This window comes from Nocardia farcinica (genome assembly GCF_001182745.1).
Taxonomy (GTDB): domain Bacteria; phylum Actinomycetota; class Actinomycetes; order Mycobacteriales; family Mycobacteriaceae; genus Nocardia; species Nocardia farcinica.
The window spans coordinates 2,326,591-2,340,807 of sequence record NZ_LN868939.1 but is presented as its reverse complement, the minus strand read 5'-3'; the positions used below and the strand labels follow the sequence as shown (position 1 = coordinate 2,340,807).

Below are 14,217 nucleotides of genomic sequence, written 5' to 3'. Positions count from 1 at the left end.
ACCGAGTAGAACATGTTTCAGGCAGCGATTCAATCATTGTTTGAATCTCGAGCGCAGCTGCCCGCCGCGAGCACACGCTCGCGCGCTCGGGGGACGTAGGCCGGACGCCGGGGCGCGATCGCCGGCACGGCACGGACCGTCGCCGCGTCGGCCGCCGACGCGGCACGGTCGCCGGCCCACGCGGGGAGACCGAACACCTCGTGGGCGGCTACGAAGGCAGCGGCGGCGGTTCAGTAGACGTAGACGATCGCGTTCTCGCCGCCGGTGCAGGTGACCAGGCCGTCGTCCGGGACGCAGGTCATGGTGTACGAGCGGCCGGTGACGGGGCTGACGGCGGTGATCGTCTGCGGCGCACGGGTGCCGGGGGTGGCCTCGGCGGCGTAGGCGCGGCGGACCTCCTCGGCGAAGGGGCAGCTGGTCACCGAATTGCCCGCCGCCGCATTGCCGTTGGGCGCGCTGGAGGTGCTGCCGCAGGTCTTCGCGCCCGCAGGCAGCTGGACCCGGGTCGTGGTCGTGGTCGTGGGCCTGGCGCTGGTGGCGGGCGGCGGCGCGGCCCCGGTGGGCCGGGCGGCGGTGGTCGCCACCGGGACGGTGCCCTCGCTCGCGGTGGTGTCGGTGTCGCCGCCACCGAACATCCGCCAGGCGACCAGGCCGCCCGCGACGAGCACCAGGACGACCGCCAGGGCGGCCAGGAGCGGCAGCGCCATCGCCCGCCCGCGTTCCGGGCCGGGCGGGGCGTAGGCGTGCGGGTCGCCGTAGCCGGGCTGCGCGTGGCGGTCGCGCCGGGGGTCGGCGTAGGGCTCGCCGGGGGCCGCGTACTCCGCGCCCGCGTACGGGTCGGGGTGGTGTCCCGGCTGACCGCCGTACGGATCGGGGTGGCCGTACCGGTCGCGGTCGTCCGGTATCGCGCTGTAGGCCTGAACCCCGTGCGGATCACCGGGCCCGTAGGCGGCGTGCGGATCGGGCGCGGCGTGACCACCGCCGTGCGGTCCCGCCGGCCCGAACGCATGCGGTGGGTAGGGCTGGTGGAGGGCGCGGGTGGCCGGGGCGGCGGGGTCGTCGTAGCGCGCGGTCTCCGGGGCCGGCTGACGGACCTCCGGCACCGGCGGCACCGGGTAACGCGTGGTCTCCGGCGCGGTGAAGGCGGGCCGGTCCGTGTCGCTGTAGGCCCGGGCGCCGACATAGCCGACCGGCTCGTCGGCGGGCGCGCGCCCGGCCACCGGGTAGGTGCCCGACGGGTGTTCGTCGGAGTAGGGCTGGGCGGCCGGAGCCGGTGGATCGTCGTGCGCGACAACGGGTCCGCCCGGCCCGGGCGAGGCCGCGCTGGTCGACACCGTGGGCGGGGCCACCCGCGGCGCGGCAGCCGCCGGCGCGGACGCGACCGGGCTCGGAGCGATCGGCGGCACCGCGGGCATCGGAGCACTGACCGACTCGCTGCCGTACCGCTGCGACTCCGGGTAGAGATGCTCGTCCGGGAACGGCCGCACCTGCGGGATCGCGCCCGAGGCGGGTGGCACGATCGCCTGCTCCTGTGTGGGCAGCGGGCTGAACTCGAACTCCGAGGGCCGCACCACGGTCGGCGCGGTCGGGTGGATGACGGCGGGCACCGACATCTCCCCCGTCGACTCCGGTGGCAGCACGGAGGCCGCCACCGTCGGTTCGGACTTGGCGCCGAACCGGGACGGGTCGGGAGCGCGCACCACGAACGTGGGACCGGTGCCGGTGGTGACCGGCACGCCGCCGGTGGCCGGGGCGGGCGGAACCGGCGCGGCGGGGGCGACACCGCCGGGAACGCCCGGCCGAGGCGGGGCCGCCGTGTCGCGCATGCCGAGGGCGGCACGGGCGGCACGGGTCATCTCCAGCGCCGACGCGAAGCGGTCGGCCGGATTCTTGGCCATGCCGCGGGCGATCACCGCGTCGATGCTCGCGGGCAGACCGGGACGCAGGGCGCTGGCCCGCGGCGGCGGCTCGGACAGATGCGCCTTGACCAGCACGTTCATGCTGGCGGACGGGAAGGGCGCTGCCCCGGTGAGGCATTCGTGCAGGACGCAGGCCAGCGAGTAGATGTCGGCGCGGCCGGTGACGGTGCCGGAATCGAACCGTTCGGGCGCCATGTAGATGTAGGAGCCGACCGCCATGCCGACCTGGGTGATGGCCGAGTCGCCCTCGGTGTGGGCGATGCCGAAATCGGCGAGGTAGGCGAAGTCGGCATCGGTGACCAGGATGTTCGCCGGTTTCACGTCGCGGTGGATCAGGCCGTCGGCGTGCGCGGCGTCCAGCGCCGCGGCGACCTGTTCGACCAGGCGCACCGCGCGCTCGGGTTCGAGCGGGCCGGTGTGGTGCAGCATGGTGCGCAGATCGGTGCCCGCCACCAGGCGCATATCGATGAACAGCACCCCGTCCAGGACGCCCCAGTCGTGGATGGGGATGACGTGCGGTTCGGCCAGCCGGGCCGCGGCCTGCGATTCGCGCCGGAATCGTTCCTGGTAGACGGGGTCCTTGGCGAGTTCATCGGCGAGCAGCTTCACCGCGACCAGCCGGTGCCGGGAGGTGTCGAAGGCTTCGTAGACCTCGCCCATCCCGCCCTTGCCCAGCAGGGAACGCAGCTCGTACGGGCCGAATCGGGTACCGACTCGCCGTCCAGGTCCGTCCACCGCCGTGCAACCTCCAAGTCTCGGGCCGCGGCGTGGGCTTCCAGCCGCCCGTCAGATGTTGGATTCTCCTGGTGAGACCACCCCGTGGTCAAACGCGAAGACGATGGCGGCGGCGCGATCGCGCAGGTCGAGCTTGCCGAAGATATGGCCCACATGACTTTTCACGGTGACCTCGGAGATCCCGAGTTCGGTGGCGATCTCCGCGTTCACCCGGCCCCGGCCGATCAGCTCCAGCACCTCGTACTCGCGGGCGGTCAGCTCGGCGAGCCGGTCGTCGCGCCGGGCGGGCGCGGGCCGCACGGTGCGGTAGGCCGAGAGCACCCGGCCGGTGACCGCCGGGTCGAGCCAGGCGCCACCACCGGCCACGGTCCGCACGGCGCGGATCAGGTCCTCGGCGGGTGAGTCCTTGAGCAGGAAGCCTGCGGCGCCCGCCCGCAGCGCGCCCGAGAGCAGCTGGTCGTCGTCGAACGTGGTGAGCACGAGCACGGGCGGCGCACCGGGCCGCGAGCGCAGCTGACGGGTGGCGTCGATGCCGCCGAGGCGTTTCATCCGCAGATCCATCAGCACCACATCGGGATCGGTGGTGGCGACGGCGGCGAACACCTCGTCCCCGTCGGCGCATTCGTGCACGACGAAGCCGTCGCGGCGGCGCAGGATGCGGCGTAGTCCGCCGCGCACCAGTTCCTGATCGTCGACGACCAGGACGGTCAGCGGGCGGTCGTCGGCCCCGTGCGCGGCCGTCACCCGCGCTCCCCGCTCTCGCCCGAGCACAGCGGCCAGGCGCGCCCACCTGCCAGCGGGAACCGGGCGCGCACGCTCCACCCGTCGTCGACCGGACCCGCGGTGAGCCGCCCGCCGAGCAGGTCGGCGCGCTGGCGCATCCCGGACAGGCCCATGCCCTCGCCCCGGGCGGGCAGGCCGTCGGGCAGGGTGTTGTGCACGAGCAGCGTCGCCGCGCCCGCCCGCACCCGCACCTCCACCCGCACCGTCGCGCCGGGCGCGTGTTTGACCACGTTGGCCAGCGACTCCTGCCCGATCCGGTACAGCGCCAGCCCGACCGCGGCCGATACCGCGTCCAGATCGGCGTCGACGTGCGCGTGCTCGATCCGCAGCCCGGCCTTGGCGAAGTCGGCGATCAGCTCGGGCAGGTCGCCGACACCCGGTTCGGGGGCGGGGCTCGCGGTGCGTTCGCCGAGCAGGCCGACGGTGCGCCGGATGTCGGCCATCGCCTGCCTGCCCAGCCGCTCGGCATCGACCAGCGCATCCACCGCCTCGTCCACGTCGCGGTCGGTCTGCAACGCGTGCCGGGCGGCGGTGAGGTGCAGCAGGGTGACGCTCAGCGAATGCGCGATGACGTCGTGCACCTCGCGGGCGATCCGCCTGCGTTCCTCCTCGGCGGCCTGCACCGTGCGGATGTACTGGCTCTCCCGCTCCTGGTAGAGGAAGCGGCGCTGATACCGCAGCATCACCCCGACCAGCCAGCCCAGCGCGATCCCGGTGGTGTACATCTGCAGACCCTGCAATCGCTGTCCGCTCGCGCTCCACAGCAGGTGCCCGGCGGCGTCGAAGGCGACCAGTTCCGCCACGGCGAGCGCCGCGAACAGCGCACTCCAGCGCTTCGGCGCGATGGCGGCCACCTCGCCGACCACGACGACGAGGACGAACGGCGCCAGATCGGCGGGCACCGGTTGCAGCAGGAACAGCCCGGCCGCCACCAGCGCCGCCCCGCCCAGCAGGATCGGGGTCGGCGTCACGCCCAGCAGGCCGAACAACGGCAGCGGCAGGAACAGCAGCACCACGGCCAGCACCGGCAGCAGCGTCGGGAAGTACTCGTGGCGCTGCACGCACGCGCCCACGCTGAACAGCAGCAGCGCCGCGTCGGCGCACAGCAGCACGGCAGGCGGGTAGTCGAACGGCAGCTCTTCCAGGTTCCGGCGGAACACCGCGACCGGCTGACGCACGAAGGCCGCCAAACGGTCACGGACGGTGCCGCTGCGCCGGAACGGCACCCCCGCGCGGACGCCCACCGGCGTGGCCTGGAGCACATCCATGCCGACCAGGCTAGCCCCGGCACCGCCCCGCGCACATCGTCCCGCGACAGGTCGGGAACTCCTACCACGGTAGGACGCGGATTCGGTGCCCAGGCACGACGACCGGGCGGCGCGGCGCCCGTAGCGTTGGCGTCGTCGGGCCGCCACACCGGCGGCGGACCACGGAGGTGATTCTCATGTCCTGGGCAGATCTGCACGAACGGACCCGCATCGTGCACACCGTGCTCGCCCGCGCGGCCGTCGATCCCGACGACCCCGGCATCTTCGACGGGCTGGGCGATCTGGACCGCCTCTTCGGCGGGCCCGAGGGGCTGCTGCTCGCGCTGGGCCACCGGTGGCGCAACCATCTCGACGTCAAGATCGAACTGGGCCTGGTGCAGGGGCGCTCGGCGGCGCAGATGTACCGGGAACTGTGCGCGGAACAGCCCGAACTGCGCGCACTGCTGGACGCGCAGTATCGTCGCCGCAACCTGGACGCCGTCGCCCCGGTGCCCGAGCGGGTCGGCGCCCGCGGGCGGTAGCGACGGCGGGCGCCCTGCTCAGGTGGGGAGGGCGCGGCAGCCAGAACCGAGTCGTCGAACAGAGTTGGGGACCAAGCCATGTCGGAACCGGCCATGCTGGAGCTCTCGGACATCACCAAGCAGTACCGGGTCGGCGGGCAGACGGTGCGCGCCCTCGACGGGGTGAGCCTGCGGATCGAGCGGGGTGAGTTCACCTCGATCATCGGCCCGTCCGGCTCCGGCAAGAGCACCCTGCTGCACCTGCTGGGCGCGCTCGACACCCCCGATGCCGGCTCGATCCGGTTCCAGGGCAAGGAGATCGGCTCGTTGACCGAGGAGCGGCAGGCCGAGTTCCGCAGGCACCAGGTGGGTTTCGTGTTCCAGTTCTTCAACCTGCTGCCCACGCTGAGCGCCTGGGAGAACGTCGCGATTCCGAAGTTGCTGGACGGCACCGGATTGCGCAAGGCCAAGCCCCGCGCGCTCGAACTGCTGGCACGGGTCGGCCTGGCCGACCGGGCCGAGCACCGGCCCGCCGAGCTGTCGGGCGGCCAGATGCAGCGGGTGGCGGTGGCCAGGGCGCTGATCATGGACCCGCCGCTGATCCTCGCCGACGAGCCGACCGGAAATCTCGATTCCAAGACCGGCGCGGCCATTCTGGAACTGCTGGGCGGGCTGACCGGCGAGGGCAACTCGGTGGTGATGGTCACCCACGACATGGGCGCGGTGCGCTACTGCGACCGGGTGATCACATTGCGCGACGGCACCATCGGCTCGATCGAGCGCACCGAGCGCCGCACCGGCCTGGACGAGGGCACGGTGCCCGCATGATCCGCGCCGCCCTGGACCGCCTGCGGCTGTTCAACCTCGGCCAGCTGATCGCCCACCCGGGCCGCACCCTCATGTCGCTCACCGTCATGGGGATCAGTGCCGGGCTGCTGGTGGCGGTGCTGAGCATCTCCGGGTCGGTCACCGGGTCGGTGGAACGGCTGACCCGCTCGCTCGGCGGCGCGGCCGTGCTGGAGGTCACCGGCATCACCGACGCCGGTTTCGAGCAGAACCTGCTGCCCGTCATCGAGGCGACTCCCGGTGTGGCACACGCGGTTCCGATGTTGCGCGCGCCGATCGGAGCGGACGAGGACCGCGCGCTGCTGCTCGGCGCGGACGCGTCGATCACCGCGCTCGGCAGCGAGCTGGCCGGGCCGATGGGCACCCAGGCGGGCAAGCTGCTGACCACCCCCAACGGCGTGCTGGTCGGCGCGGCGATGGGGTATGCCGAGGGCGAGCGCTTCCCGCTCGGCCGCGAGACGGTGACCGTCGCGGGCGTGCTGGACGCGCAGACCTCGGACAAGCTGAACGGCGGGCACATCGTCGCGGCACCCTTGCCGCTGGCGCAGCGGATCACCGATCGCGTCGGCAGGCTCGACTCGGTGCAGATCCTCGCCGCCGAGGGCGCCGACATCGACCAGCTGCGCGCCGACCTGACCACCGCGGTGGGCGGGCGCGCGGTGGTCGCCGATCCCGATCTGCGCACCGCGCAGGCGGGCGGGGCCATCCAGATCGTGCGCTACTCGACGCTGATGTCCGCCGCGGCCGCGCTGATCGTGTCGGCCTTCCTGATCTACAACGCGATGAGCATGGCGGTGGCGCAGCGCCGACCGGCGCTGTCGCTGCTGCGCGCGATCGGCGGCAGGCGCGGGCCGATGGTGCGCGACCTGCTCGTCGAGGCCGCGCTGCTCGGGCTGTGCGGCGGCGCGGTGGGCGCGGTCGTCGGCATGGTCATGGGCCGCACCGCGATCGACCGGTTGCCCGCGGCGATGGTGCAGTCGGTGGAGGCGCGCACCGAATACCTGGTGCCCGGTTACGCGGTGCCGGTGGCGGTGGCGGCCTGTGTGCTCGCGAGCGTGGCCGCCGCCGCGTTGGCCGCCCGGCAGGTGTACCGGGTGGCGCCGGTCGAGGCGCTGGCGCCGGTCGAGGCGAGCGGCGGCGAACGCGGCGGGCCGGTGCTGCGCTGGGCCGCGGCCGTTCTCGGCGTCGCGCTGGCGGTCGCCGCGGTGTTCGTCGCGCGCGCCGATCTGGGCAGGCTCTCGCTCGCGGCGATCTCGCTGTCGTTCCTCGCGGCGGTGCTGATCTGCTTCGCCGCGACCGAACCCATCGTGCGCGGCACGGCGGTGATCGCGCGGTGGTTCGGCGGGCCGGGCGCGCTGGGCGCGACCACCTTGGAGCGGGCGCCGCGCCGGGTGTGGGCGACGGCGATGACGGTGATGATCGGGGTGGCCGCCACGGTCGCCGTCGGGGGCGCGTCGCAGAACATGGTCGACTCGGCCACCGCGTCGTTCGCCGACCTCGCCGAGACCGACCTCTACGTGACGCCCGGCTCGATGGCCCAGTTCCCCACCGGCCCGCTGCTGCCCGCCGACCTGCGCGCGCGGGTAGCCGCCGTCCCCGGTGTGGCGGCGGCCGAGCCCGCGCAGATGGCGTTCGCCACGGTGGGCAGCGGGCGGGTGATGTTGCAGGGCTATCCGACCGAGCGTGGCGAACTGCGGTCCCGCGCGGTCGACCGCTCGCTGCTGCCGCGGATGGACAGCGGGGAGGGCGTGGTGATCTCGCGGGATGTGGCGCGATCGCTCGACGTCGACACCGGCGCGACGCTCACCCTGCAGACCCCGTCCGGGCCGCACGAAGTGGAAGTCCTGCAGGTGATTCCGTACATGTCGGCGATCTCCGGCATCGTCATGATGGACCTGGACACGCTGCGCGAGTGGTACCAGCGGCCCGGCGAGACCGTGCTGGCCGTCGACCTCGCGCCCGGCGCCGACTCCGAGACCGTGCGCGCGGCGATCCTGGCGGTGGCACCGGCCGGCTACCACGTGGACACCGGTGACGAGGCGGTGGCGGCGGTGTCGTCGAGCCTGCGCCAGGGTTCGGCGATGAGCCGATCGATCCTGTGGATCGTGGTGCTGGTGGCGACGGTGGCGCTGCTGAACACGCTGATGCTCTCGGTCCTGGAACGCCGCCGCGAACTGGGGGTGCTGCGGGCGATGGGGACCAGCCGCAGGTTCCTGCTGCGGTCGGTGCTGGCCGAGGCGGCCGGCATCGGCGTGGTCGGCGCGGCGATCGGCGTGCTGGTCGGCGCCGGTGTGCAGTATCTGGCGGGGGTCGCGATCGGGCACGCCGTCACCATCGACCTCGTCTACGAGCCGAGCCCGATCCTGCTGGTCTACGCCCTGGTGGCGCTGCTGCTCGCGCTGCTCGGGTCCGTGCCGCCCGCCCTGCGCGCGGCGCGCATGCCGATCGTGGAAGCGCTCGCGGTGGACTGATGCTTCGGCCCCCTCAGAGCGGGGCCGAAGCCCACCAGGCGCCCAGTTCTTCGTCGGCGGAGGGCAGGGTGGCCATCGGGTGCCGGGAGGCGCCGTGATGGCTGGCGTAGAGGAGGTAGGGGGCGCGGGTGGCGTCGGTCGGGAAGGCGACGACGAGTTTCGCGGTGTAGTCCAAGGATTGGCGCGAATCCCGGTCGACCCAGGCGTGCTGGGTGTAGGGCACGCCGTCCTTCCGCCCGGTCAGCCCGACCGCGGTCGGCAGGTCCTCGATGGTGTCGCGAGCCGTGGCGGACGAATCATAGTGCAGGATGGTGTAATCCACGCCGTCCGCGCTCCCCGCGCCGGCCCGGCACTCCCACGCCACCAGCCAGGGTCCGCCCGCCAGTATCTCGTCGTCGATCCGCAGGTTCTGCCCCCGCCGCAGCGCGATACAGGTGGTGTCGCCGTACCCCGGTCCCTCCGTCTCGGTGCCCTGCGGCAGCAAGCCGGGAAAAGCCCTGCGGCTCTGCGCGAACGGGTCGCCGGACATCGATCCGGTGGGCCCCGGGGGTTGCGCGGAGTCCGCGGCCGATTCGGTGTCCGGCTCCCCGCTCAGCAACAACACCGCCACGGCGCCCACCGCGAGCACGAGCACCGCGACCACCCCGAGCACCACGGGGGCCACCCACCGCCACGCGCTCCGTGGTCGCGGTGGGTGAGCGGGCGGCGGGTAGGGCGGCGGGCCGGAGAACCCGCCGGGCGGCGGTGGCGCACCCGCACCGGGCGCCTGCCATCCCGCCGGCCGCGGGCGCCGGACGGCCTCGGCGAGGACCTCGGTGCGCGCCGCATCCCGCTCGCCGCCGTGGTCGTCATCGCGCGGGCCGGCCGGCGGATCGTCCTCGTGGGGAGAGCGCGCGCCTCCGGCGGAATCGGCCGCATCCGCAGCGGAGGGGGACGCGGGCGCACCGAGCGCGGGATCCGAGGACGGCGCGGCGGAAGCCGCGGGCTGCGCGGGCGAGACGATTTCCTCCCGCTCGACACCGTCCGAATCCTGTTCGGTACCACCGATATCGGGCGTCGAGTCCTTTCGCAAACTCACGCGGATAGGCCCGTCGGCGTCCGCGGAGGCGGGCGCCGCCGACCCCGGCTGCGCGACGTCCGCCGGTTCCCGCGGCGGCCCGCCGCGCACCTCGTGGTGCGGGACGGTCTCGGACCGCGCGACGTCCGTATCGGTTGGGATGGACGAATCACCCTGTGCGGGACGGGCGTCGGCGGGTGACGAGACGGCTGTCCCGGAGGCGGCCCCGGGCGGCGAGTCGGGCGCGGGGGCAGGTGCGGGCATCGAGGCCGGTGCGGGTGGGGCGGCATCGGGCCCACCCGCGCCCGGCGGAACCGGACCGGCTGCGCCCGGAACCGGCATCGGCGCGCCGCCCGGCGGGAATCCCCCCGCTCCACCGGGACCCGCGGGCACGCCACCCGGCGGGACGACGTGGCCCCCGGGCGCAGCCGGTGCGTGGCCGACCGGCACTCCCCCGGGCGCCGGAAACGCCTGCGCGCCCGGGTAGGGGTGGCCAGGGGGATACGGCGTCGGCAGTGGCGGTGCGCCGGTCGCGGTGAGGGCTTTCCGTGCGGCCGTGGCGAATTCGGTGCAGGTGCGGTACCGGTGGTCGGGGTGTTTGGCCAGGCCCGCGGCGAGCACCGCGTCGAGGGCCGGGTTGAGTCCGGGACGGCGCACGCTGACGGGGACGGGGGCGAGGTTGAGGTGGCCGTGGATGATGTCGGCGGGATTGGCCGCGTCGAACGGGCCGACCCCGACCAGCAACCAGTACAGGGCGCAGGCCAGTGAGTACTGGTCGGAGCGGTTGCCCAGCGGTGCGCCGGTCATCTGTTCCGGTGAGGCGTAGGCGAGGGTCGCGGTGAACATGCCGGTCTGGGTGAGGTGGGTGGTGTCCTCGCGCAGCCGCGCGATCCCGAAGTCGCTCAGGAAGACTCGCTCGCCCTGGCCCGCGCTCGCCCTGGCCAGCAGGATGTTGCCGGGTTTGACGTCGCGGTGCAGCACACCGCGCCCGTGCGCGTAATCGAGCGCGTCGGCGACCCCCTCGATGATCTGGACGGCGCGTTCGGGCGGCAGCGTCAGCGGGTTCACCGAGGCCGCGTCGACGCCGTCGACGTACTGCATGCTGATCCAGAGCTGGTGGTTCTCCGAGCCGCGGTCGTAGACGGCGACGATGCCGGGATGGTCGAGCTGCGCGGCCAGGTCCGCCTCGCGGTCGAAGCGGGCGCGCACCTGCCGGTCGGTGAACAGTTCCGGGTTGAGCAGTTTGAGGGCGGTGAGCTTGCCGAGCCGGGGATGGCGCGCGAGGTAGACCGAGCCCATGCCGCCCTGGCCGAGTAGTCGTTCGACGGTGAATCCCGCGAACACCTCACCCCGTTCGAGCAAGGCGTCCCCCTTCCTGTCCAGGTCGTCAGCCTACCGTCGCCGGATCGCCGCCTGCGGTTTCGATTTCTCGCGACTATCGGCAAAACTATCTAGCGCGCACCGCCGCCGCGCCAGTTTCGCAGGCGCGCGGATGCGTGCCGGGCGGCGCGATGCCGTACCGGGGCAGCACGGGTAGTTGGGGTTTGCGTGAGGTCGCTTCGGTGGATGTCCCTGGGCAGGTCGGCGGTACAGGGAGGTCTCGCGGTCACGATGCTCGTGCTCGCGTCCTGCGGGCTGATGGCGGAACGGGTGGAGCCGCAGGCGACGGTGTTGGTCGCGGCCAAGTCCGCGGCCTGGCGCGGGCACACCATCGACCGGCCGGACGCGCTGGCCGTCGAGTTCACCCAGGCGCAGCCGCGGCTGCGCGGGCAGGTGGGTCTGGCGATCATGCCGGTGGGCGGCAACCGGACGACGGTGTTCGGTGACTGGACGACCGGCCTGGCCTGGTCGACGATCAAGGTGCCGCTGGCCGTGGCGGCGCTGCGCCGCGATCCCGAAGGCGCGATGGCCGACGCCGAGGCCGCGATCACCGTCTCCGACAACGATGCCGCCGACGCGCTGTGGGATTCTCTCGGCGACGGGCTGGCGGCGGCCGAGGCCGTGCAGCAGGTCCTCGACGAGGCGGGTGACGCCACGACGGGGGTGCCCGGCCCGCGCACTCGGCTCGACTACGAGGCGTTCGGCACGACGGAGTGGTCGCTCACCGATCAGGTGCGGTTCGCCTCCCGGCTGCCGTGCCTGCCGCAGGCCGACGCCGTCACCCAGCTCATGGGCCGGATCACCCCCGACCAGGGTTGGGGGCTGGGCACCATCGAGGGCGCGATCTTCAAGGGTGGCTGGGGTCCGGACGACGAGACCGGCGTGTATCTGGTCCGCCAGTTCGGGCTGGTCCCCGCGCGCAACGGGCTGATCGCGGTGTCGATGGCGGCCCAGGCGGAATCCGGCGACTTCACCGACGCCACCCACCTGCTCGACGACATGGCCGCGCTGCTGGCCCGGCACCTGGATCAGCTGCGCGGCGGCCACTGCGCGCACTGACCGCCGGATCAGCCCGGCGTGACCAGTCCGGATTCGTAGGCCAGCACCACCGCCTGGGCCCGGTCGCGCAGGTTCAGCTTCGAGAAGACCTTGGAGACATGGGTTTTCACCGTCTGCTCGGCGACGAAGAGCGCCTCGGCGATCTCGGTGTTGGACATGCCGCGGGCGACCAGCTCGAGCACTTCCCGTTCCCGCGGGGTGAGTGCGGCCAGTTCCGGGGCGGGTTTGCGGCTCGCGGCGCGGCGGCTGGTGACCTCGGCGATGAGCCTGCGGGTGACCGTCGGCGCGAGCAGCGCCTGCCCTTCGGCGACCACCCGCACCGCGCGCACCAGTTCCTCGGCGGGGGCGTCCTTGAGCAGGAACCCGCTGGCACCGATGCTCAGCGCCTCGTAGACGTAGTCGTCGATGTCGAAGGTGGTGAGCATCAGCACCCGCACCGGCGGATCGAAGCCGGCCGCGAGGATGGCCCGCGCGGCGTCGAGTCCGTTCATCTCCGGCATGCGTACGTCCATGAGCACCACATCCGGACGCAGGCGCTTGGCCTCGGCGACCGCGACCTTGCCGTCCGGCGCGTCGCCGACCACGCTGATGTCTGGTTGGGCGGCCAGCAGCGCGCCGAAGCCCTGCCGCACCATTGCCTGGTCGTCGGCGATGAGAACCGTTGTTGCCACTCGCCCACCCTAATTGCCGCGCGGCCGACTCCCCGGTGTGGTGTTCGATCGCGCGGTGCTCACGCCCCGCGACCGGATGCGTCGACCGGCGCGGGCTGCGCCACGACGGCAGAATCCGGCGCGACCGATGCGGCAGGCGCGACCGATGCGGCGGGCACGGCCGGCGCGGCGACCGTGACGACGGGGTCGGGGGTCAGCGGCATCCGGGCGCGCACCTCGAAACCGCCGTCGGCGGTCGATTCCGCGACGAGTTCGCCACCGGCGGCCAGCGCCCTGGCCCGCATCCCCGCGATGCCGTGCCCGCCGTTGCCCGCGGACCCGGCCGGGGCCGCCGCCGGGCCGTTGACGACCAGCAGGTCGAGGGTGTCGGCACAGCGCAGGGTCACCCGGACGGCCGCGCCCGGCGCGTGCCGGGACGCATTGGACAGCGACTCCTGCACGATCCGATACAGCGCGAGCCCGGTGGTGTCGGCCACCCGCGACAGGTCGCCCTCGACGGTCCAGTCGATGTCGACACCCGCGCGGCGGGCACCCTCGAACAGGGCGAGCACCTCCCCCGCCTTCGGCTGCGGGGAGTGCTCGGGCGCCACACCGTCGCTGCGCAGCACCCCGAGCATCCCGCGGATCTCGTTGAGCGCCTCGCGCGCGGTGGTGGAGATGGATTCGAACTCCGCGCGCGCGGCCTCGTTCACGCCCGCCACCCGGTAGGGCGCGGTCTGTGCCTGCACCACCACCAGTGACATGTGGTGAGCGACGACGTCGTGCAGGTCGCGCGCGATGCGCGCCTTCTCCTCGAGGATGGCGCGGCGGGCCCGCTCCAGCTCGTTCTCCTCCTCCTGGCGCACCAGTTGCCTGCGGGAGAGCACCAGCCAGCGGATGAGCATCGCGAACAGCACGACCACCGTCAGCGCGATCGGCCAACCCCAGGCCGCGTTGGCGAACGCCTCGCCCTCACCGGGCATGGTGGTGCCGAACAGCAGTGAGGTCGACGCCCAGGCCAGCAGCACCAGCTGCATCGGCGCGCGCAGTCCCACCGCGAACAGCAGCACGATCAGCGAGAGCACGTGCACGACCTGGAACGGCATCTCGTTGGCCGGCTGGTGCGGGATCGCGAGCGCGATCACCAGGGCAGAGCCCGCGGACACCGCCCAACCCAGTGCCGGGTTGATCCGCACCAGCAGCAGCGGGAAGGCGGCCAGCGCGGCGACGAACGGCTGCGCGCCCGGCGCGACCACGTGCGTCAGGTGCAGCGTCGGCCAGGCGACGGTGTAGAGCACGAGGACGACGAACACCATCGCCAGGTCGAACCAGGCGGTGCCGCTCATCGTCGCGGCCTGCGCCCGCAGCCGGGCGCGCAGTCCGCGCCGCGCCACCGCCTGCCCCGTGTCCTGCTCCACGCTGTGTCCTCCGACCGTCGCTTCGGTGCTCGACGGCGCGGGATCCGCCGCCGTCGAGGATGCCCGCCGATTCCGTCGCCTGCCTCTCATGACTACGACACTAGGAACATCACCGTCGCGCGGCCTCATAC

Annotated in this window: 10 protein-coding genes; 4 read left to right on the top strand and 6 right to left on the bottom strand. The window is 73.4% G+C overall.

Features of this window, described 5'->3' with window-relative positions; translation table 11 throughout:
• Positions 1–230: 230 nt before the first annotated feature.
• From AMO33_RS32900 to AMO33_RS27505, 3 genes are read right to left on the bottom strand one after another with little or no spacing between them, the layout of a single operon-like run.
• The gene (locus AMO33_RS32900) at positions 231–2,654 is read right to left on the bottom strand and encodes a protein kinase domain-containing protein (protein WP_076573816.1); all 2,424 of its coding nucleotides are present in this window, start codon (positions 2,652–2,654) and stop codon (positions 231–233) included.
• Positions 2,655–2,705: 51 nt separating this feature from the next.
• On the bottom strand, positions 2,706–3,398 hold the full coding sequence (locus AMO33_RS27510; protein WP_011210780.1) for a response regulator: 693 nt from the start codon (positions 3,396–3,398) through the stop codon (positions 2,706–2,708).
• Positions 3,395–4,705: a sensor histidine kinase gene (locus tag AMO33_RS27505; protein WP_011210781.1), complete on the bottom strand. Its 1,311-nt coding sequence runs from the start codon at positions 4,703–4,705 to the stop codon at positions 3,395–3,397. Before AMO33_RS27505 ends, AMO33_RS27510 begins: the two co-directional genes overlap by 4 nt.
• Positions 4,706–4,881: 176 nt before the next feature.
• On the opposite strand from AMO33_RS27505, the gene AMO33_RS27500 reads away from it, so the two are divergent.
• The 3 genes from AMO33_RS27500 (at position 4,882) to AMO33_RS27490 (ending at position 8,522) form a co-directional block, all read left to right on the top strand.
• Positions 4,882–5,226: a hypothetical protein gene (locus tag AMO33_RS27500; RefSeq protein WP_060594796.1), complete on the top strand. Its 345-nt coding sequence runs from the start codon at positions 4,882–4,884 to the stop codon at positions 5,224–5,226.
• A gap of 78 nt (positions 5,227–5,304) precedes the next feature.
• A complete protein-coding gene (locus AMO33_RS27495; RefSeq protein ID WP_060594795.1) occupies positions 5,305–6,033 on the top strand; it encodes an ABC transporter ATP-binding protein in 729 nt (242 codons plus the stop codon).
• Positions 6,030–8,522: an ABC transporter permease gene (locus AMO33_RS27490; protein WP_060594794.1), complete on the top strand. Its 2,493-nt coding sequence runs from the start codon at positions 6,030–6,032 to the stop codon at positions 8,520–8,522. Before AMO33_RS27495 ends, AMO33_RS27490 begins: the two co-directional genes overlap by 4 nt.
• 13 nt (positions 8,523–8,535) lie before the next feature.
• Here the strand turns inward: AMO33_RS27490 and AMO33_RS32270 are convergent, their stop codons facing one another.
• The gene (locus AMO33_RS32270; RefSeq protein WP_060594793.1) at positions 8,536–10,941 is read right to left on the bottom strand and encodes a serine/threonine-protein kinase; all 2,406 of its coding nucleotides are present in this window, start codon (positions 10,939–10,941) and stop codon (positions 8,536–8,538) included.
• A 249-nt stretch (positions 10,942–11,190) separates the two neighbouring features.
• Here AMO33_RS32270 and AMO33_RS27480 point away from each other — a divergent pair, with 249 nt between their 5' ends.
• Positions 11,191–12,018: a serine hydrolase gene (locus AMO33_RS27480; RefSeq protein WP_228790404.1), complete on the top strand. Its 828-nt coding sequence runs from the start codon at positions 11,191–11,193 to the stop codon at positions 12,016–12,018.
• Between the two features lie 8 nt (positions 12,019–12,026).
• On the opposite strand, the gene AMO33_RS27475 is transcribed toward AMO33_RS27480, so the two are convergent.
• Together AMO33_RS27475 and AMO33_RS27470 are read right to left on the bottom strand one after the other, a co-directional pair.
• Entirely contained in the window at positions 12,027–12,689 is a 663-nt protein-coding gene (locus AMO33_RS27475; protein WP_011210787.1) for a response regulator, read from the bottom strand.
• Between the two features lie 59 nt (positions 12,690–12,748).
• Positions 12,749–14,086: a sensor histidine kinase gene (locus AMO33_RS27470; protein ID WP_060594791.1), complete on the bottom strand. Its 1,338-nt coding sequence runs from the start codon at positions 14,084–14,086 to the stop codon at positions 12,749–12,751.
• Positions 14,087–14,217 lie beyond the last annotated feature (131 nt).